The sequence below is a fragment of the Desulfosporomusa polytropa genome (assembly GCF_055380075.1).
On record NZ_AP042400.1, the window covers coordinates 5,390,244 to 5,411,832 of the forward strand.

The following is a 21,589-nucleotide window of genomic DNA, read 5'->3' on the forward strand; positions in this document are numbered from 1 at the left end:
TGATCTGAATGGTGTCCCAATCAAATTAAAATAAAAATAAAAATTTAGGAGGAAAACTTTTATGAACAAAGAACTCCAAACCCTGAACCACACCCCTTTTGCACCTATTCCCGACTTTGCCTCTCTCTATGCACCCGCTTTTATCGGTATTTCACCCTATGAGTTTACCAACTGGCGTGATGAAACGGTTTCTTGGAAAAAAACCTGCTATCTCCATGCCGGGTTAAACCCGACAGATACGTTGAAGCTCAAAGGCCCGGACGTCATCGAGTTTCTTTCCAAGGTCTGCGTCACCAATTTTAACAAATTTCCGATCGGTATGATTAAACACGGCGTCTGTTGCGATGAACAAGGCAAGATTATTCAAGATGGCGTTCTGATGCGCACCGGCGAAGATGAAGTCATCACCTATTGGATGGTTCCGGTTCTGAATTATGCGCTTGACACGGGAAAATATGGAAAATACAACGTCGAACAGGAATTACTTACCGGAAAGGTTTTTATATTCCAGATCGGTGGTCCTGTTTCGATTGATGTCGTAGAAGCTGCCTGCGGTCAAAGTCTGAGAGAGCTTAAGTTCCTCCGGTCCATGGAAGCAACCATTGCCGGCAAGCCTGTACGCATCTGCCGTATCGGCATGGCAGGAACCCTTGCCTATGAAGTGCATGGCGTAATTGAGGATGCCCATGCTGTCTACAATGCAATTTATGAGGCCGGTTTGCCGTTTGGAATCCGCCGTTTGGGCTCTCACTGTTATCCGATGAATCATGCTGAAAACGGATTCCCGCAGTATGGGGTTCACTTCATGGAACCGAGAGACAAGGATATCATGAACTATATAGAGAGCACTCCCGGGATGGAATTCTGGGCATTGTTCGGCAAAGTGACGCTGCAGCTTCGCGGCAGCGCAGCCGACGATATCAATCATTTCTATCACGATCCCTTTGAATTTGGCTGGGGAAAAATGATCAAGTTTGACCATGACTTTGTCGGCAGAGCGGCACTGGAGAAAATCGCTGCGGAGGATAAACGCGGAATGGTTACTCTCGAATGGAATGCCGAGGACATAGCTGACGTATACGCTTCCCAGTTCCGCGATGAAGAACCTTATAAATACATTGAAGACCCTACTGATCTGAACTTTTGGCCTGACTTTAGCTTCTGTTTTACCCATCACAAGGTAATCAATGGAAAAGGCGAAATGATCGGTACAACCTTCGGCCGCCAGAATTCCGCCTACTTCCACCGCATGATTTCGATTTGCTGTCTTGATACTGCATATACAGAGTTCGGCACTGTAGTCACGGTCGTCTGGGGAGAGCCCGGCACCCGTCAGAAGAATATCCGAGCCAAAGTCGCACGTTTCCCGTACAACAACATCCTGCGCAACGAAAGCACGGATGTGGCAATGCTGCCCAAGGCCCAGCCCCAAAAGTAAGCGCAATATTTGCAAGAACCGCCTGCGGCATGATTTTGCACAGACGGTTCTTGTTATATTTGATGGAGCTTTTATGACGAATAGTTTTCATGTGTTTTTTAGTTACCTTTAGTACTGCTTCCATACGTTGTTCATATGAATATTTAACTATGATTCTACTGCCAAAACTTTAATGCGATAACCATCTTTGTGCTATCAAACTTATCGTTAGACCACAAAGTCGTATTTTTCCATATACAGGATATTATGAGCTGTTTTTTATGCCATGTTACTCCCGATTTTCTTTGTTAAATTGCTAACAAGGCAGACATACCCCTTGGTCTAGTTTTGCCGTTACTGCAGCAGTAGCTGCAACAATGCTTCAGCTGCTTTCTTTGCTTGGCGTTTTAAACAATGCATGGCTTGCTGGAAATTACGTCCTATCATTTTTAAGCCGACAACTACTCTTGACTTGTTCATCCCACGAATTCGCAACTTGCCCATACCTTGGCTGCGTTTCAGGGCAGAATTGGTTCCCTCAATAGCAGCACGCTGACTGGTCGCCGCTTGTTGACCACCATTTGCTAGTTTTTGCCGTGTTTCATCACTTAACAATCGTTTTTGATTGACTCTTACCACGGCTGTTTTCTTTTGCGGTTTAGCCGGACATTGTTCCTGGCGAGGACACTGTTTACATACTTCTACATCAAAATGGGCACTTAATGTTTGGTCTTGTTCATTAAATGCGGTTCGGCATGGTTTTTGCCCCTCTGGGCAGGCGAGTATGATTTGCCTGTTTTCAATATCAAATTCTAAATCCAACTTAGAATTTGTATTGGAATCCTGCGATCCCTTCATTGTTATGTCCAGAAGCTCCTTTAACATCAAACGATTCTACCAAAACTATGGATTGGATAGATGGTGTTATATCATGCAACCACATTAATACGTTGGAGTTCCATTCTGATTCATTATGCAGGCTTGCTCCGAACGCGATTTGATAACCCCCCTGTTGAATATTCGTAAATTGATCAATAGCGTTCTTTTGGGTATGAACATGCCCTCAGGGTGAAGGTATCTTTATCCTTATGGTAGACTCCTGTCAATTGCCAAGCTTTATTTAGGGTAGAAGCACTTGATTTAACTGTTTCAGCGATCAATGTAAATGGACCGCCGCCAAAGTTGATGCTGGCATTGAGTGCGACACAATCACTTGATGGTAGGTAGTTATCAAGATATTTTTCATGACTATATGCAACGCCTAATCTAATATTTTTATCTACCTTAAAGGAAGCGTCTGCACCCAACCAATTAGCCCCCTCGTAGGCATAAGAGGTAAGGTAGTTAGTAGTGGCATTAGGATTAGTATGACCACCAATAGCATGCACAGTGACATTGTCAAACGTAGTGCTAGCAACCAGCCCTTCAAAATATGGGTTATAACCGAAATCATAACCAGTATTAATAATAGATCCTTGCCCAAGCTTTACAGCTTGTCTACCAAGAGATAGATCCCAAGCACCAGCTTTCACCTTAACTCCAAATTGGTCAATATTGGCAGTAGAGCTACCATTATCACCATTACTATATTTATTGTTATTACTGGCTTTAGCTCCAAAGAAGCTGAGTTCACCAAGTCGGGCAAAGACTGAGTTAGTGTCATCTATCTTCATGTTAAGTTCAAGTAAAATCAGGTTATTACCGTAGGTGGTTTTATCTGCAAAAGTATTGTTTGGAGTGGCACTATCATGAACAGACCGAATCAGAATTCGTTCCATACCGCTGATTTTTATTCTGTCGTCATTTTTTTCTTTAGTTTTTTTAGTTTGCGTTGGCACACAAACACCAAGAGCCTTGAGTTCTTGTGCATATTCCGTAGTCAACTTGTTAAGCAATGCTTTGTTTGCTGCATTCGCTTTATCTTCATGTTCCAAAGCCTTACCAACAAGAATAGCCATTTCGTAACGAGTTATCGTCTTGCCACCACGATCAGAATAATCGTCAATAAGACCGGCATTAGCCAACTGGTTTACTGAGTCATATGCCCAGTTATTAGCCGGAACATTTGCAAAAGGGCCAGCGAAAGCGTTAGTCGTAACACCGATCATAAAAGTTACCATAAATGCCGCAATAATCATAGATTTTTTCATGTAATTTCCCTCCTTAACTTTTTTAAATTTTCTGAAATTAGCATCCATAGAGCCCTAAATCAATTTATCCTGCATCTCTCATTACGATCATTTCTTCTTCGGCAAAGGTTTGTCCAAATCTATTTGACCAGAAATCACTTATTACTGGTCAGTGAAAAGTTTTCAAAAAAAGTAACCCTTTCAGCGATAATGTGATATCCTAAGGTTTCCACACCAAGAAAGGAGATCCAATCGCGAAAGAGTTACAATAATTAATCTACCATATCTCTCCCCGATTGACCATACACTATGCTGAAATTTATTGATTCCATATTACATTCTTTTTGATCTTGTTTTTCCCGAGAAGCCACATTTCAATGTATGAGCTGTTTTTTATGCCATGTTACTCCCGATTTTCTTTGTTAAATTGCTAACAAGGCAGACATACCCATTGGTCTAGTTTTGCTTGGCATTTTAAACAATGCATGGCTTGCTGAAAATTACGTCCTATCATTTTTAAGCCGACAACTACGCTGGAGTCGGCTGGTATTTATTGCCGAATTGGGTGGCATAGACATTGACTTTGACGTCGCGGCCGAAGGAGAGTTTGGTGCCGTCCATGAAGGGCGAGCCGCCAACGGTTCCGACGCCGGTGCTGACAAAGAACCGGCCGAGTCCCATCTCGACATCTTTGCCGATTTTCTTATTAAAGTTAGCTTCCCAGACTTCAAGGGCGGTGGTGATAGTCCGACCGCCCAGCGTCTTGGAAGCCAAGACCCCGTTGAAGTAGGTGTTACCGTCAAACTTGTTGTTGACATTTAGCCAAAACATGGTCCGGCTGGTCGATTTGTCGGTCCCCCTGCCGGCCGCCGATGGCGGTACGGCACCAACGTCTTCAGCGATTAGACGCGGATTCTTGATATATTCATAGCTGTACTGCGCAAAACCGTCAATTTTCAGACGACTTTGGTCTTTTTTCAATTCTTTGATCCGGGTATCAATTTTGTTGAGTTCGATGGCAAATTCAATGCTTAGTTTATCAATGAACGTTAATGTTAAAAAGTGGAGTGCGGAATGTTCTCGACATCAAAACTGTCGTTTCTGCATTCCTTGATGTAGGGGAACAGCGCGACCCTCGCCTTGATGCGCATCTGTCTCGTTCCGGGATTTCCCCAGAGTACTTCAACAATTTTACCTTCTACTGCGTAATCTTGGTCGAGAGTACAAAGCGAAATCATCTCACGCGTTTTCGGAGAGAGCATTCGCCCAGAAGATGCACCGATCATCTTGTTCCCGTCATATACAGCGTCGATTTGGATTCCGTTATTGCCTTCAACGTAATCATAATCTTCGACCATATCCATAATGTCACAGCTATTTCCCTTTTCGAAAGCAGTTCGTATAACTGCCATGACATCATCAGTATCCCAAATCAGAGTTACCATGGTATTGTGATGCCCTTCAATTTCTGCTTTGAGAGCTGTTTTTCCGGGGAAATCATGCTTGAAACTGATCATTTTTTCCCATCCCAAGTCGATTGGACTGCGGAAGACAAGTTCCGAATTCGGATCAAGGCTGCCAGTAATTTTTACGGGGAAAGGCGGATTAGTGCTCGCAAAGTGAGTTCCTATTTGCGGAATGCTTCCTTCAGTATGAGCGTTGCGATAGGCATGGCGACCAAGTTCGGTAATCCCATAGGCCTTTCCAGCTTCCATCAGTGCGTTATAGACATCGATTGCGTCTTCTGTCATTCCATGAACCTCATAACCCAAAGTACCGGCCATGCCTGTTCTCAGGATAAAAACCTTCTTTCCAGCAATCATGGTGTCTCTTGAATACATAAACTTAATGTCATGCAAATCCTCACGGGCGGCCGCCTCAACAATCTCCAACGAACGCGGTCCGCAAAGCTGGAAGAAGAACCGCTTGCTGCTAACGTCCTCAGAGGTAAAGTCATATTTGTTTCCGCTCATCTGGTTGAACATATTGGGGTCGGGAAGGCACATTGTTATAAATTCATCTTCAGATTTTCTCACGATTATGCCGTCAATCACGATTTTTCCTTTTTCATTGCACAGGATGGCATGTCTCGCCTTACCGACTGGAAAATTATGGAATGCGTTCACGCTGATATCAGAGTACATTCTGAGAAAGTCTTTTCCTTGGACAGCAAAGAAAAGAAACGGATTGAGACCAGCGTGGATATAGCAGTTATCATACCAGCTCAATTCTTCATTTACCCAGTCTGTGAAAACAATCGGATAGATGGGGAATGTATTGCCGGAAATTGGCCGCCAGCAACCTTCAGGACCAACATGCACAGCATATTTAACAAGATCAATGGGCATGAATGGTGAAGTGACGATTCCATATTTATTGTTAGACATGTAACTTCCCTCCAAAATAATTTACTCTTCTTTTTTCAAAGGCTCTTGGCACTGTCTGCATGTTTTGCTGGTTGGTGGATTCATAGCTCCACATTTAGGACATTTTATAGGTTTCCCAGCCGTTGGTGGTCGAAAACACATACTATCACCTCCTTTTTAATCACGTGAATTGCAATTAATAATTAGTATTTTTAATCACTATGGAAATGACATTGCATAGAATATTCTGATAAAGCTGTAGACAAATTATCAATCATTGCAGAATAAGTCACGCTTTGATGGTTTGCTCCATCGACATCCCGCCGGACGCTTTTTTCTTCATAACGACAGTATAAAATATAGCTGCAAGAATTTCGATTATGCCGACTACCACTAAAGGCATGTTAAGAGATGCCCATTGCCCGCCGCTGCTTTCCACAATTGCTGCCAGCACAATTGGTCCAACAAACATGCCAAGATTTGAACCGATTATGGCAATTCCCAGGGATATACCAACTGTAGCCTTTGAAACAGCCGTATCCGGTATCACTGTAAAAACGGTAGAAGGAATCATGGAGGTGACCAAGCCTGCTATAAACAGATAGGGCACAATTATATTCGGTGCGGTTATATTAAAATTCAAATAAAAACATATTGCCGAAACTATCGCAGCGATTACTAAAATCAGTGAACGGTTCCGAACTTTGTTCAGCACAAAACCCATAACAATACAACCGACGATCAGACCAAAAACAGGCAAACTACTAATCATATTGGCTTTCGCCATATCCATGTTTAAAGTTTGAACATAGAAAGTTGGAAGAAAAGTATTAAGTGCGGCGATACCGACATTAAAACAGAAAAATATAATCCCGAGGAGCCAGGCTCCGGGTGATTTTAAGCCTTCAACAACGGATGGCTTGCTTTCAGCATTTTCTATCTTTGCTGACTCTGTCTCTGAATCCGGAACTTTGACAAACACTGCAAACAGAATTAGCAGGATAATACCCACAATAGCCAAAAACCACCAGTCGCCACGCCACCCAAAGGCAGGCACAATCGCATTCGTTATATTGAAGATTAGCAGTGCGCCAAGACCTGCCCAGCTGGCCCATATCCCCATGGGTAAACCGAGTTTTTCCGGGGGAAACCAGGTAGCGATTATGGCAGGTCCTATGACACCTATTAATCCGAAACCTATTCCTTCAATTAATCTGCCTATGAGTAGAAGGTTGAAACTTGAGGCTAATGCCCCTATGATATTACCAACGATGAAACAGATCAAAGAAAAGATTCCTAATTTTTTAGGACCTGTCTTGATCATAATCCCCCCTGCCGGTAATGCCAGTATAATTCCGGCTAAAGTCCCCATCGACATCAGCCAGCCGCCCTGTGCCAGCCCGGCATTCAAATCCTGCAGCAGTACAATCATCGTCGGCGGCACTTTAAAGTTCCCGCAGCCAAATAGTACGCCGACTAAAAACACGATGATCGTTACCAGCCATGCTTGATTTTTCATAAAACATCCCTACCTTTCATTTCAATAGAAATCAAGTCGAGTATGAAAATATCATTCCTTAACGCTCAGATAAGAATTTTACCTTTTAGTCACTTGGACTAAAATAGCCCAAGTGACTGTCTGTATCGATTATGCTAATGTAAATAAAACCATCTTTTCCCGAGTCATCTTTTCAGCCAGTTCCTTAATATCGCCAAACTCCATACATCCTGCTTGGCAGTGTTTCACACAGCTCGGTTTCTGTCCTTTTGTTATTCTTTCTGCACAGTGATCACAAAAAGCCGTAGGGGTGGGAATGTTATCATACTGCCATTTTCCCGTTCCCAAAGACGTTGGCCCCAAAGTCTTGATCTCAATTCCTAATTTGGTGGCTTCAAAGCCATGCTCTTGTTGGCAAGCCACTTCACAGGTATGACACCCGCTGCAATATTCATAGTCGATCAAAAGTCCATATGCCATTTTTTTACTCCTTTCTATTGATTAAATTTGGAAATCTTGCATAATTGGGATTTATACGAGCAACCTAGACCTGTTTTTCCCGGCCTCATCGGCAGCAGCTGGTTAATATTGGATTCCATGACGCCGAATAACGTCCCGTCTTCCGCCCCTCTCTCCGGGAACCACCAGCCATGGTCTGCGGCTACGGTATCCTTGCGGATCCCGGTGTCCAATTTGGCTTTCTGCCGGCATTCACCAAACATATTTTCGATTAATACCATGTCGCCTTCTTGGATACCATATTGAGCGGCGGTTTCAGGATGGATGGTGACCGTCGGATCCGGATGGATGCGCCTCATGGACGGGCTCTGGCGATGCTCGGAATGGAAATACCCCCAACTCCGCGCTCCGGTAGTGAGCACCAACGGGTATTCCTTAGCTAAGTCCGGCGTACTAACCGGGCTCTCGATCGGCTCATTGTAAACCGGCAACGGATCCAAGCCAAAGTAAGTCAACGTCTCGCACTTGAATTCGTACTTCCCGGTAGGCGTCTTGAATCCTGGCTGTCCGTCCTCTCTTAATAAGCCTTTCTCATGCCTGTAATAGGAAAATTCCGGATAAGCCCAGGTCCGTTTCTTCATATCCTCGTAAGTGAACGGAGAATTTCTCAGGATGTGCGCATATAATTCATCATCATTTTTAAACGGAGTGACCTCTTTATTAAAGCGGCTTCCCAGTTCATAGATAATCTGCTGATCCGATTTGCATTCGCCCCGCGGCTCTATCGCTTTGACGATCGCGCCCAAATAGTAGGGTTGGTGTCCTGTAAGTCCCTTGCGTTCTGCAAAAACGGCGGCCGGCAGGACGACATCCGCTGCCGCCAAAACAGTCGGCGTCATAAACATATCGACAGCCACATTGAAGTCCATACTTTGCAGCGCCGGAAGAATCCGCTGGGGCTCGGCTCCCATGTTAGCAATCGTGTTATTTGCCTGGATCCAGGTTGCCTTGATCGGATAAGGTTCTCCGGTCTCCATTGCCTTCAGGAGCATATCCGGACTGATGGCGCCCATAGCCTGCAAGGGCGGATAATCACTATTCATCATTTTGTCTTCATTGGTGCCGATGCCATCCCCAATCATGTTATCCGGCATCCAGGTATACAAAACGCCGAAACAAGGCCGCCCAGCCACCATCCCGCCGGGTTTTTCAAAGCTGCCGGTAAGCGCCATCAGATCATAACAAGCCATACCGGTAACTAACCCTTCAGAATTATGGTCCATGGCAACGCCCCACTGCAAAGCCACTGATTTCGCTTTGCCCAGGGCGCGTGCCACATCGATGATTGTTTGTGCGTCTACGCCGCAAATCCCGGCTACCTTTTCCGGTGTGTATTGCTTAACATGTTCTCTGTATTCTTCAAAGCCGTAGGTCCATTTTTCTACAAACTCTTTATCATACAGTTCTTCCGCGCAAATGACATTGGCTATACCCAAGGCGAGAGCCGCATCAGTTCCTGGCCTGACCTGCAGCCAGTATTCCGAACGGGAAGCCAGCCAGATCAGCTTGGGGTCAATGGTAATCAGTTTTGTCCCGCGTTTCATCACTTCCACGACCCAGTGCCCCAACGTACCGTCGGAATTGGCAATAACCGGATTATTACCCCAAATCAGAAGATATTCAGGCGGTTGATAATCGGGGTGGTCATAACGTTCAGGGAAGAACTGGGAATAATCAGCAATAAATAAATCGCCTACTTTTAACGCCGTGCTGAACATCCTGGGCGCATAGCAGGAGTTGCCGCTTAAGAAGCCCATGCCATAGTTGGGCGTCCCGAGTGCTCTGGAGAGAAGAATTCCATATCCAATAATATCGCGGCCGGTTCCCTGCATGACATAAATGGATTCGGGCCCGTATTTTTCGATGACGGCTCTATAATTCTGCTCGATATAGTCATAGGCCTCATCCCAGGTAATTTTTTCCCATTTATTTTCCCCGCGTTTTCCGACTCTTTTTAACGGATGGGTTAAGCGGTCGGGATGGTACAGCATTTCTTTAACCGCCAGGCAGCGAGGACACAAACGCCCCTGGTTATACGGATTCTCGGGGTCTCCTTCCACTTTCGCCAATATGCCGTCTTTGACATACATTAAAATACCACAATTATCGTGACAGCCAGGTCCGGTACGCGCATTACTGCGAATTACAGTATAGCCGTCTTCTTCCCATGTCCATTTGCGATTTTCAGGATTATCCTGTATTTTGCTTGTCATTCTTTAACCTCCCATGATTTTTTAGAAAACTGAACAATGACAATAGCGGTTATGGAATTCACCTCCACTGGTAAAAGCCTAAGTGCACTTCGACTATAAACAGTTATTGCAATTTTTGTGCCAAGACAATTAATTCTGATTAGATAAAAGCTGAGAATTCTTTATTTTCAAGACATTATTGCATTAATATAAATTTACTTTTTGTCACCTAATAGTTGAGAATTACCCCTGTGAAGAGCCATCAACAGCACATGGAGCCCTTAATTTCTGAATATATGTGTGTTAATGAAAATAACCTACTTAATTGTGTGTCTTATTGAAGCACATCCATTGAATTTGCTATTGAAAGTAAATCAAATTGACCTGCCCCCCGAGAGCGACTCCGACTTTTAATGAAGAGTTCGAAAAAGCATAATCAAAATGAGGAGGCAGAAAACAACTCAACGCTATAAAGTAAAACGGCTCTCTGACGAGAAGCCATTAACAAGTCGGATTATCGAATTGGCAAACTAACTATGGCCGCTATGGTTATGTCGAATTACTCATTTACAGCTCATTGTTTTGAAATTATGTATATTTATTATTGAAAACAATCGATATAAATAGTGTATTTTATTGACACATATCCATTGAAGTTTATGTACCAGCAATGTTGACAATCCTGTTTTAATGATTCAAAATATATGTAATCAATAGTTTTCTAATCAAAGGTTTATAAATACTACTCTTCTTTATTCGGCTGATAATATGTATCAAAACATATTATGAGGGGTGTGAAAACTAATTAAGATTAATAAACAGATTTATCAAGAAAACAATCAGATTATAAATTCAATAAGTGACCTTTTTTCATTAAATTCAACTCCGGAACAATGTAATAAGGTTAACCGATTCTTTGATCTTTTCCAAAGCGGTGCCGCCAATCCACAGGGAGCAGATGTGGTTCGGGATATCGTAGCTGAATCCTGGATTCGTTCGAAAAATTACGGATTATCTCCTGCGATTTCAGTAAAAACGAGGAAAATTGCTGCTTCTGATTATAAAAGAATTTTAAGAGACAACAGATTACTCATCGAAACTTCAGCCCCTATACTTGATCAGGCTTTCTCATTTCTAAAGCACGACAGTAAATATGGAATTGCTATTATAAACCATCAGGGAATTTTATTGCACGTTTATAAACCTTACGAGGTGTGTGAACCTGGCACAGACCTCTCAGAGCAATCGGTTGGAACAACTTCACACTCACTCTGTTTACAATACGGAAATCCTGCTTATCTAATTTCGACTGAACATTATAACAGAAATCTGCATATAACTCACGCAATTTCTGTGCCAATCCATGATCCCGAGGATAAAGTTATTGCAGCCCTTGCCATTGCAACGCGGCATGACATTAACCCGATTGAAAACAACAAAAATTTTATTCAATGCCTGCTTGCACTTCAATTCACCATAGCAAAAAGAATTGAGGATAATCTAAGAGCTATTAATCTCAATCATCAATTTAGATTGGACAAGAATCCACTGGATGTTGCAATGTCAAAAAATCCGGCTCTAAAAGTCCCATTAAAAACACCTGTAATTAGAACGATTGACAGTATTTTTGGGGAAAGCTCCGGAATGATCAGAGCAAAAGAAATAACCAGTAAAATTGCCTGTAATCGAAACAATGTTTTACTCATCGGTGAAAACGGAACTGGGAAAGACCTCTTTGCTCAAGCTATTCACCATGAGTCGCGTCCTGATGGCCCTTTTGTTGCAATTAATTGTTCTTCAATTCCAAGAAGCTTAGTTGAAAGTGAATTATTTGGCTACGAAAGAGGGAGCTTCACAGGTGCTGAACGAAGCGGCCGAATTGGAAAGTTAGAATTGGCTAATAACGGGACATTGTTTTTAGACGAGATTGGTGATATCCCATTGGAAGTACAACCTGTATTATTAAGAGTACTTGAGGATCAACAAGTCACACGCGTGGGCGGGAATTATCCCATATCTGTTAATTTCAGAGTAATCGCCGCAACGAATAAAAACCTGTTGGAATCAGTTAAAAACAAAGAATTTCGTGAAGACCTCTATTTCCGTTTAGCAGTATTTAAAATATTAATACCGCCTTTACGAGATAGAGATAATGACATTATCAATCTTGCCAAACATTTTATTAGAAATGAGTGCCATTACTTGGGTATCCCCTGCCTCAAAATGGACCCTTATGTAAAAGGACTAATTAGACAGTATAATTGGCCGGGAAATGTGAGACAACTTAAAAATGTCATTTCCTACGCAGTAACCATGGCTGAAGACGGTGTCATTAAGCTTTCAGACCTTCCCGAGGAAATAACAAATGATCTATATTTCGGCAACAGGAACAACATGCCCAGACCCATGGCAGACATACAGAAAGAAGCAATAAAAAACGCAATGCTCTATACAAAAAATAACATTCAGCATGCTGCAGAAGTTTTGGAAATAAGCAGGTCTACCCTATATCGAAGATTAAAAGAATTCGATATTGATTTCGAAAATGATATTCAAGAACAGTAAACCCTCTAAATCAAGTATTGACTGATCAAAAAAAATGGCCGCATCGAAAAATGTTTTAATTTCAGTAAGCGTCAATCTCTCCCCTGAGATAATGATCTCAGGGGAGAATCATTATGGAGATAGTAACAACGAGCAAACGCAGAACATATTCCAATACCGAAAAAACATTGCTGCTGAAATAAATCCAGTAGCAATGTAAGAAAACAATAGTGCCAATAAAACGTCATTGATGAGGCTGGGATAGTCACAATGAAGTCTATTTTTACGGTCGTACTTTTTCCATTAACTTCCACCCACGCTTTATATGATCTACCTTTATTTCTAACGATTGGTCAAGCGAGTCGACATGACTCTGTCCAAGCTGTTGTTGCTTTGACTATTTTCCATGACCTCACCCTAATTTAAAGATTCTAAAGACTTTATGGGATTCTGCTCAGGCTGTCTATGCTTTTTATGATTTGCATCATCATTGGGATATTGAGCCTTTTACTGCTTTAAATAATCGCTGTAAAGGCAAAGGCTGTCTTCCACAACCTCTTTCCATCAATGAATTCGGCATCCCTTGCTGCCCGGCTGGACTCTGTATGGTTTTTGACAGTTATGATAAGACGCGTTCTCGCCTTAAATGGCGTTGCCCCAAAAAGGCAGGTAATCGAAAAGCCCGTGCTTTAGCTGCAACTTCTTGCCTTCATGATTGCTCACCGTCTCCCTATGGTCGAACGGTTTATACTAAACCTGCAGATGATCTTCGCTTATTTACCAAAACTCCTCGTAATTCTTGTGCATGGAAAGAGTATTTTAAAGGTAGATCCGCATCCGAGAGAGTAAACAAACGTCTCATGGTCGATTATCAGCTTGAACGTTGCCGCGTCCGCAGTAATAAACACTGGTTCTGTCGCGGACATTTTGCGCCATATCCATTCACTTGGATGCTTGGGTTCACTTTCATACTAAAAGTGGCTTTGATGTTTGGGATATGATATTTACTCCAGATGGAGTAGTTGCATAATTTGATATTTTACAAACCAACTCATCCTTAAAACCCTTTAATTTCCATTTTATTATAGGTAGCTTTGCTTTGCCTTTTTTTACTCAATATATTAATCCTTTTCTTTTTCTTCAGATTGATTCACTTTTTAGTCGCTTACTTTGCTATTCATTTCTTGTTTCTGCGACTTTATGAAAATACTCATACTATATCTATTGTGCCAAAGCATACCTATTTGAATTATTAACTTTAACTATATATAACGCATTAAAGAGTATGTGGCGGAGAGTGAGTGCGCGGGATATGCGGCGGCATTGGGTATCGGTATCATCATTTCGGACAATTGCAATGAGTTTAAGTGGTTGAGTGAAAATGTGATGCTAACTTATTATGATATTCTGGCTTTAAATGTACATTTCGGACATATGGATCAAGAAACGGCGAGCAATAAATATGAGAAAATCAATGCGGTTTTGGGTCAAGCTTCCGGTATGAATTTTAAAAGAAGGCAACTAAAGACGTTTGAAAATATTCAGGAAAATAACTGGGAAGTTCCCTTAGGTCTAATAGATTGATTGGTCATAAGTAAGGTTTGATATTCATGAATAGTAAGCCATAAATATGGACAAGAGATGAAAAGGTATATAGATAAAAATTACTCGTGTTTTATATATGGGAAGATTCTACCCACATAATGGAATGGCAGCTATAAACGCGATAAAATCTTTTACCCGGCGGTTGTTGTACTACAACAACCGTACAACAATGCGGCGAAAAAAGTCTGTGACGGCTTGTAATGAAAATACAGCAATATCAATGGTTTGTGGCGTTTTGGAAATGAAAAATTGAGCTCGTTTTTGACTCTTAATCAGTAGGTTCGGGGTTCGATTCCCCGGTGTGTCACCAGAAAAAAACAGGTGTATCAAGGATTTATAATCTTTGGTACGCCTTTTATTTTTGGCGAAATTTATATTTATAATGTCCCTCTTTTCAAAAGAAGTTAGTAGAATATACATGAAAATGGATAGGTAAAAGTTTATAATAAATAAAGATTATAAAAAAATCAGTAAGAGGTGATGTTGATATGTTAAACGAAGTAGCAAAAGGAGTTTTTGAAAAACTGGGATTGCAATTTCCTGCTGTTGCAATTAAGTTCTATTACAGTCAACCAGAAAATGTAGAACAAATAGACAAAAGTTTACCTTTTTGTCAATTTGTTCGTGAAGCACAGGATACAGGTAAAAAATTTTTTATAACTAAGGACGATGATAATTGTTTTGGTAAAATGGTTTTGGGTATGATTGATAAGCCTTCTTTAGGAGCGAGTGGGCAAGCAGGATACGATTTCGGTGTTTTTAAAACACCGGCAGCTAATGCCAGATTGTACAATATGATTCCTACACTGGTTCGAGGTGCGCATAATTTTGTAGTATTTTGCCCTGTTTCGAGCTGTGATTTTGATCCCGATCTGGTGATCGTTGTGGCCAATACGGAGCAGGCAGATATAGTCATGCGTGCTACGAGCTATATTTCAGGGGATTTGTGGGAATCTAAAACTTCTAATGTTCTTAGTTGTGCATGGACTTATGCCTATCCTTATGTTAGTGGGAAAGTTAATTTCTGTGTAACCGGAATGCATCATGGGATGAAACGTCGTAAAGTTTATCCGGTAGGTATGCATATCATTGCAATACCATATCAGAAACTACTCGAAGTAGTTTCTGCACTAGATGAAATGGATTGGGAACTGATTGCTATGAAAGAGGATGAGGAAAGTAAGGCAGTTTTAGCTGCCAAAATGTTGAAATGGCAGGAAATGTCTCCGGATTTTGTTTTGAAAAAATAGTTGAATAGAATTTTGGCATTTTCTCCAATTTGTCCTATAGGTATAATGTTCCCCTATTTCTGCAAGCATTACTGCCGGTTGTGGATAAACAGGTACGAGTTAAGAACAACGAAGTAGGAGTCAAATTTACTGGTGAATTTCTTTACTAAAGTATTCACATCCCCAGCGGTAGAAGGCAATAAAAGCTCTTGAAACTAAAAATGTCAGTGTAAGCGTGTAAAAGGTAGTAAACCAGCTCCAGCTTTTGTATTTAATAAGGTTGGTGTAGAGTTCAAGTGGATATTCTATTGCGGTTATGATGGCACTGAACAATAGAGCATACCCGATTATCCCACCTAGACCCCGTGTACGGGTAGTTTGGTTATATAGAATACATAATACTGGAAATACCCACACTTCAAAAAGTAGGCTTGTGTCATAATATCGTGGTAGTAGACGAACGGGGTATTCCAGGAGTTTAAGGCTTACAACCGCACTTCCCCAAAAAAAATCAATGGTGCATTTAAAAAAGAAAACGACAACCCAATCTCGGAAATATCGCCAATCAATTACATAAAACATTAATAACAAAGTGATTATGGCCGATATTATCATAATGATTTGGTCAAGAGTAAGATTCATTAAATATCTCCTATCAAAGCATACAAATAAGAGGCAATTCTTTGCCATTTTTAGTGTATGTAGAATGATAGAGTTTATGTGGGGGGAGAGGGAACCATCTTTATGGGGGTGGAAGTAGTGGATTTAGCTAAGTAGTTATAACGTTAATATAAGCGTCCTTAGGGGCGCTTTTCTTATGCATGCAAAGTATGCATACTTGAGGCCTCTTTTTTCACCAATTTTCTTAATCTTTTTCTGATAGATTATTCCTTATCAGGAAAGGAGGGGAAAATATGGGAGAATATGACGAAATTTTACGCCAAATTGAGTATCTTCGCCAAAGCCTAAATAAGTTGGCTATTGAAAAAGGCATTTCAGATTTAGAAGTAATGCAACTTAGTAAGCAACTTGACGAAGTTCTCAATAAGTACCACAAAATTTTTAAGACAAGGTAAGAGATAAAGACATCGTCCGAAGGGGCGGTGTCTTTACTCTGTACCACGGATAATATGCGCACACGCTTTACAAATGACATATTATCGTTTAAGCCAACACATTGCATCACGGTAGTAGAAGAGTATAAACATAAACATAAACATAAACATAAACATAAACAGAAACCCACTCTCAGCCTGACGGTTGGGGGTGGGCATTTTTATTTTGGGCCAAAAAATGATATTGGCATATACTGTATTACATTTCATTTTGCGGAGGGATAAAATGCTTTTAGATTTTGTATACGGCATGATAGCCGTTGGGGTTATTACTTTGTGTTCATTAGCTTATATGTATTATAGGCAATCGTGACATTGCCCTCGGGAACCGAGGGGGTTTCTTATTTTGCCGCCTGCCGGGTATATACAATCAGCAGGATAAGTAATAAGCTGAAATGCAAATCCATTGATTAACTAAAAGCTTCCTTGAGTTTAGTACATACTAACGCCAGAGCATCCCGCGCTTCCTCCAGTGTACTCTGCATATTGAAAAAGCCATGAATTATCCCATCATATCTCTTGAGGCATACTTTGACCCCGGCAGCGGATAACCGTTTTGCATAATTTTCGCCTTCATCACGTAGAGGGTCATATTCTGATGTAATAATACATGCGGGTGGAAGACCGGCAAAGTTGTCTGCAAGCAAGGGAGAGGCCAATGGGTTCTTGGCTTCGCTTATATCGTTTAAATGCTGCTGATTAAACCAGGCAATTCCTTTTGCTGTTAATCGGTATCCCTCACCATTTTCGATTCTTGATGGGGTTTGTCCGTCCAAATCGAGAATCGAATTAATAATTACTTGATAAACAAGTGAGAATTCTCCCTTGTCTCTGGAAAGCTGACTAATGACAGCACTAAGAGTTCCCCCGACACTGTCACCGCCAATGGCAATCTTATCAGGCTTGACCTGTAATTCTTCCACATTTTCAAACACCCATTTTGTAACCTGGTAGCATTCTTCTAGAGGTTTCGGGAATTTGTGCTCGGGTGCCAGGCCATAATCGATGGATATTACAGCGCAGTTCACATTGTTTGTTATTTTTCGGCATATAGGATCATAGACATCAATATTTCCAAGCACAAATCCACCGCCATGAATAAAAATCAAAGCAGGATGAACGCCTGTTGTTTTAGGATAATACACCCTGATTGGTGTATCCCGTACGGAGGTTTTTACAACACGGTTTACTACAGAACCCACTTCCTCCGGAATTCCTTTAAAGTCATCCCAGCTTTTGCTGTAGTACTCTCGTAACTTTTCAACCCCCAAAGAATATAAACTTTCAAAATCGGTTTTTAGTAAATTTTCAAATTTTGGATTTAACGGCATGATTCATTCCTTCTTTCTTACTATTTTTTATAAACAGGGAAATACGCAGCTGTATTTTGAGGGGCCGCTTAATTTCGTATCATCTCCTTTCTAGTTGGCTAGTTTAGTTATGCTTTCGTCTTAGGACGGTTGTGGAGAGTTATGCTAAAGGAGTAGCAGCTTGTTTGTCAGATACTGCCGGAGCATGCGGCGTATGGCTGGGCTGTACTTTGTACCAGGCTGCGTACATTGTTGGCAAAACCAGCAGCGTTAATACGGTGGCACCCAGTAAGCCTCCGGCAATGGCAATAGCCATGGATCCCCAGAAAACACTTGATACTAAAGGAATCATTCCCAGTATGGCTGCTGCCGCTGTTAGCAGAATAGGCCGCAACCGGATGATTGTCGCGTCTATAATCGCGTCCCACATGGGTTCTCCAGCCGCAAGCAGTTGATCAATCTGATCCATCAATATGATCGAATTACGCATAATGATGCCGACCAAAGCCAGGATTCCCAGTTGGACAACGAAGCCCATCGGACTTCCTGTGAGGATAAGGCCAATGGCCACGCCAATGATGCCAAGCGGCGCAGTTAACAGGGTCAGTACCATTTTTGCTATATTTTGCAGTTGAATCATTAAGAGAATCATAATGGTAATCATCATCGCCGGTACTGGAGATTTGAGGAATCCGGTGGCTTTTATGCTATTTTCTATTGCCCCGTCATATTCAATGCTGTATCCCAAAGGCAGACTGTCACGCAGTTCTTTAAGATCATTTTCATACACTTGCTGTGCAATGTCGTTTCCTGTAATTCCGGGTCGGATCTCCGCTTGTACCAAAATCATCGGTTTTAAATCACGCCGCCAAATGCGCGGCCTTCTTCTGCGTCGTAGCGGATTTTGGCGATTTGATCAAGCGGAACATATTTTCCGTTGCCAATATGAATATTCAAATCTTTAAGAAGGGCAGGATTGCTTCTGTCCTGAGCGTCAAAGCGAAACAGCATGCTCACGGTTTTGTCACTTTCACGGAACTCGGCAATCGTTGCCCCGGATAACTGGGATTGGAGAGAAGCGGCCAGCGCCTGGGTACTCATTCCTAACATTCTCGCCTTGTCCTGATCAATTTCCAAATGCATGACTTTGCTCTTTTCATCCCAGTTAAAACTTACATTTCCTACGCCGGGGTGGGTCGCCATAGTGTCCCGTACCTTGTTGGCGATTTCCCGGACTTTATCATGGTCATATCCCTTAACCCTCAGCATGACCGGGTAGTCTGACGGCATACCGCTGGCGATCACCTTGATATGGCCCTGGACACTGCTGAATTCTTCAGAGAGCAGGGTGTTGATCTTTTCAGACAGAGCGCTGCGTGCATGAAGGTCTTTGGCTACAATAACAAATTCGGTAAAATTTGTTTTCGGAAAGACCGGTTCAAAACTTAGGACAAACCGCGGCGCCCCTTCGCCAACATGGTAGGTGTAGTAAGCAATATCAGGATCGTTTTGTATGCGTTCAGCAAACTGGCGGGCAACTTCTTCTGACGATTGCAGGGAAGCCCCATCCGGCAGTTTGAGTTGAACAATTAGTTCCGGACGGGTGGAAGGAGGGAAGAATTCCTGTTTAACAAAGCCGAGCAGGCCAATCGAGCCGATAAAGCTTGCTATGGTGGCAATCAGTACTTTTTTTCGGTTTTGTAAGCACCACGATAAAATCTGCTTAAACCAGCGGTAGAATTTGGTGTCATATACATCGTGACTGCTTTCTTTTTCTGCCTGCGGTTTGATTTTTATGAACAGGTAACCTAGCAATGGTGTTGCTGTGCCGGCAACTAACCATGAAGTAAGTAAGGCGATGGTTATTACGGAAAAAATAGTAAAACAGTACTCGGAAGCGGTTCCCTGAGAAAAACTAGCCGTACCGCGGCCACGGCTACCTCATAGGCACTGACATATTGATCATAGGCCATGCGGCCGACAGCGCCCTGTTCGTAGAGCTGCCGGTAGCGGTTCAAATTGCTTTCCGCCAGGCGGAGTTGTGATTCGGTGGAGGATACCTGGGCGGAATTGCTATTGACGGCTTGCTGAATATCTTTGGGATCGATCTGCATCAGCACATCGCCAGCGTTTATTACACTGCCCAGTTCCACATTTCGTTTTATTATTTTTCCGCTGACCTGGAACGCCAATTGACTTTCATATCGCCCGCGGACTTCGCCGGAATAAGTATATTCTTGAGTGGCTTCTTCAACGCCGATCACGGCCGTCCGGACCGCAGGTATATCGTCTACAATTGCTTTTGACTGGTGCTTTTCTTGCCATAGAACGCCGCCAATGATACATAACACTACCACTGTTGCCGTTAACCCGTAATATAATTGTTTTTTGGTATTTTTGTTAACCAGTTCCAATGTCGCATCCGTTCACTCCTCACTTTTACTATTTTTTAAAGGGACAAGTTTAATAGAAGGTTTTTCATAGGAGCAGATATGGATCAATTGTCCATCGCGAATCAGCTCGATTTTTCCTAGTTGCCTGCCGTCCCAGGCCCATGTTTGGACAAGTTCGTAAACAATGCGGTTGATTTCTTCACGTGACAAGGCTGGGTCAGCCACGACGGGTATGCCGTGAATGATAGTACACAGTTCCATAAATCCTCCTGATCAGCAGTTGAATGACTTAATAATTCTTTGTACCAAAATAGTATTTATGGTACAAGAATGCAATTTTAAATCGCACAAAGGTGCGATTTAAAATTTAATAGAGGAAAAGTTTTTTATTCTTTAGATGGGAGTAAGCCGAATACGATGATATCTGCCATTGCCGATAATGCATCTGCATGTGTCATATTACTTTCTTCAAGAAACCGGTAGTTAAATAAATCATTCATAGCACTGGTCACGATTTGTCTGAGTACAGATACATTGATGGGGCGAAGCGAGTTATTTTCGATGCTCTGAACGATAAGGGATGTTAGATGATTCAGTTGATCCTGGCGGAAATCTGATACCAGCTGCCATTCATCAGGATAATAGTGGCGAAGATCATCATAAAGGCTATGGTTGTTAATGGAGCCAAATACTTTTGGCGCGGCCTTAAGCAAGGCCTGGACTTTTTCCACAACGGATAATCCGGAGTTATTGTAGATTTCCTGTTCCTGGTTTTGAACATCCTGGGTGGCTGTAGCTATAATGTCATGCACAAGTTCATTTTTGGAGGCAAAGTGCTCATATAAAGAAGTTTTGCTGAGACTAAGACGTCTTGCCAGGTCGCTCATTGTAAATTTTACGCCGCGGGTTTTCATCTCGTCGGCAGCGGCCAGGAGAATTCGATTACGCAAAAGGATATCACCTCAATCAGTTTTGTACCGAAATGACAAAATGAGTATTGCATTTTAAATTCAGGATATACCACTTTTTCGTATGTGTCAATAATCATTTTGATATAAAAGAAAAATAACAAGCAATTCATAGGGATATTCAATTGGATAGGAAACAGGGCGGCTGCAGTTGAGAAGAATGTAATGCTGATGGCTATGGACGGTTGTGATACGGTGGGTCAAGGAGCCAAAGGGGTGTAAGTCAACTTAATTTGTTTTATCTAAGCAATTTTGTATTGACAGATGCTAAAAAAAGGCATAACATGGCCTTGTAATATATGTA

17 protein-coding genes and 1 pseudogene are annotated in these 21,589 nt (G+C 42.0%); 5 read left to right on the plus strand and 13 right to left on the minus strand.

The genetic code is table 11. From position 1 onward, the window contains the following. The first annotated feature begins 61 nt into the window (after nucleotides 1–61). Nucleotides 62–1,438, plus strand: a complete 1,377-nt coding sequence (locus tag ACZ449_RS27075) for a hypothetical protein (RefSeq protein ID WP_464259107.1) — start codon at nucleotides 62–64, stop codon at nucleotides 1,436–1,438. 333 nt (nucleotides 1,439–1,771) lie between these two features. Here the strand turns inward: ACZ449_RS27075 and ACZ449_RS27080 are convergent, their stop codons facing one another. From ACZ449_RS27080 to ACZ449_RS27110, 7 genes are all read right to left on the minus strand, one after another. Continuing rightward, nucleotides 1,772–2,275, minus strand: a complete 504-nt coding sequence (locus ACZ449_RS27080; RefSeq protein ID WP_464259108.1) for a transposase — start codon at nucleotides 2,273–2,275, stop codon at nucleotides 1,772–1,774. Between the two features lie 173 nt (nucleotides 2,276–2,448). Beyond that, nucleotides 2,449–3,567 (minus strand): hypothetical protein, encoded by a 1,119-nt coding sequence (locus ACZ449_RS27085; protein WP_464259109.1) that lies wholly within the window; start codon nucleotides 3,565–3,567, stop codon nucleotides 2,449–2,451. A gap of 507 nt (nucleotides 3,568–4,074) precedes the next feature. Further along, on the minus strand, nucleotides 4,075–4,527 hold the full coding sequence (locus tag ACZ449_RS27090; RefSeq protein WP_464259110.1) for a hypothetical protein: 453 nt from the start codon (nucleotides 4,525–4,527) through the stop codon (nucleotides 4,075–4,077). A gap of 74 nt (nucleotides 4,528–4,601) precedes the next feature. Continuing rightward, the gene (locus ACZ449_RS27095; protein WP_464259111.1) at nucleotides 4,602–5,933 is read right to left on the minus strand and encodes a hypothetical protein; all 1,332 of its coding nucleotides are present in this window, start codon (nucleotides 5,931–5,933) and stop codon (nucleotides 4,602–4,604) included. Nucleotides 5,934–6,201: 268 nt separating this feature from the next. After that, nucleotides 6,202–7,431 (minus strand): MFS transporter, encoded by a 1,230-nt coding sequence (locus tag ACZ449_RS27100; protein ID WP_464259112.1) that lies wholly within the window; start codon nucleotides 7,429–7,431, stop codon nucleotides 6,202–6,204. 129 nt (nucleotides 7,432–7,560) lie between these two features. Next, nucleotides 7,561–7,890 (minus strand): 4Fe-4S dicluster domain-containing protein, encoded by a 330-nt coding sequence (locus ACZ449_RS27105; protein WP_464259113.1) that lies wholly within the window; start codon nucleotides 7,888–7,890, stop codon nucleotides 7,561–7,563. Nucleotides 7,891–7,904: 14 nt separating this feature from the next. Continuing rightward, nucleotides 7,905–10,142, minus strand: coding sequence for a molybdopterin-containing oxidoreductase family protein (locus tag ACZ449_RS27110; RefSeq protein WP_464259114.1), 2,238 nt, complete (start codon nucleotides 10,140–10,142; stop codon nucleotides 7,905–7,907). A 939-nt stretch (nucleotides 10,143–11,081) separates the two neighbouring features. On the opposite strand from ACZ449_RS27110, the gene ACZ449_RS27115 reads away from it, so the two are divergent. From ACZ449_RS27115 to ACZ449_RS27125, 3 genes are all read left to right on the plus strand, one after another. Beyond that, nucleotides 11,082–12,686 carry a sigma-54 interaction domain-containing protein gene (locus ACZ449_RS27115; protein ID WP_464259115.1) on the plus strand — a complete coding sequence of 535 codons (1,605 nt, stop codon included), beginning with the start codon at nucleotides 11,082–11,084 and terminating at the stop codon, nucleotides 12,684–12,686. A gap of 1,266 nt (nucleotides 12,687–13,952) precedes the next feature. Further along, entirely contained in the window at nucleotides 13,953–14,249 is a 297-nt protein-coding gene (locus ACZ449_RS27120) for a hypothetical protein (protein ID WP_464259116.1), read from the plus strand. Nucleotides 14,250–14,758: 509 nt separating this feature from the next. Continuing rightward, nucleotides 14,759–15,520, plus strand: coding sequence for a DUF169 domain-containing protein (locus tag ACZ449_RS27125; protein WP_464259117.1), 762 nt, complete (start codon nucleotides 14,759–14,761; stop codon nucleotides 15,518–15,520). A gap of 126 nt (nucleotides 15,521–15,646) precedes the next feature. Here ACZ449_RS27125 and ACZ449_RS27130 read toward each other — a convergent pair whose 3' ends face one another. After that, nucleotides 15,647–16,189, minus strand: coding sequence for a CBO0543 family protein (locus tag ACZ449_RS27130; protein ID WP_464259118.1), 543 nt, complete (start codon nucleotides 16,187–16,189; stop codon nucleotides 15,647–15,649). A gap of 224 nt (nucleotides 16,190–16,413) precedes the next feature. On the opposite strand from ACZ449_RS27130, the gene ACZ449_RS27135 reads away from it, so the two are divergent. Beyond that, the gene (locus ACZ449_RS27135) at nucleotides 16,414–16,575 is read left to right on the plus strand and encodes a Spo0E family sporulation regulatory protein-aspartic acid phosphatase (protein ID WP_464259119.1); all 162 of its coding nucleotides are present in this window, start codon (nucleotides 16,414–16,416) and stop codon (nucleotides 16,573–16,575) included. Between the two features lie 449 nt (nucleotides 16,576–17,024). Here ACZ449_RS27135 and ACZ449_RS27140 read toward each other — a convergent pair whose 3' ends face one another. The 5 genes and pseudogenes from ACZ449_RS27140 to ACZ449_RS27160 all read right to left on the minus strand — a co-directional run bounded on the left by ACZ449_RS27140 (nucleotide 17,025) and on the right by ACZ449_RS27160 (nucleotide 21,267). After that, nucleotides 17,025–17,945 carry an alpha/beta hydrolase gene (locus tag ACZ449_RS27140; protein WP_464259120.1) on the minus strand — a complete coding sequence of 307 codons (921 nt, stop codon included), beginning with the start codon at nucleotides 17,943–17,945 and terminating at the stop codon, nucleotides 17,025–17,027. Nucleotides 17,946–18,084: 139 nt separating this feature from the next. After that, a pseudogene (locus ACZ449_RS27145) lies at nucleotides 18,085–19,838 on the minus strand (efflux RND transporter permease subunit); the annotation flags it as partial. Continuing rightward, nucleotides 19,790–20,281: an efflux RND transporter periplasmic adaptor subunit gene (locus ACZ449_RS27150; RefSeq protein ID WP_464261951.1), complete on the minus strand. Its 492-nt coding sequence runs from the start codon at nucleotides 20,279–20,281 to the stop codon at nucleotides 19,790–19,792. The pseudogene ACZ449_RS27145 and the gene ACZ449_RS27150, both read right to left, overlap by 49 nt. A gap of 69 nt (nucleotides 20,282–20,350) precedes the next feature. After that, nucleotides 20,351–20,578 carry a hypothetical protein gene (locus tag ACZ449_RS27155; RefSeq protein WP_464259121.1) on the minus strand — a complete coding sequence of 76 codons (228 nt, stop codon included), beginning with the start codon at nucleotides 20,576–20,578 and terminating at the stop codon, nucleotides 20,351–20,353. A gap of 125 nt (nucleotides 20,579–20,703) precedes the next feature. Next, nucleotides 20,704–21,267, minus strand: coding sequence for a TetR/AcrR family transcriptional regulator (locus ACZ449_RS27160; RefSeq protein ID WP_464259122.1), 564 nt, complete (start codon nucleotides 21,265–21,267; stop codon nucleotides 20,704–20,706). Nucleotides 21,268–21,589 lie beyond the last annotated feature (322 nt).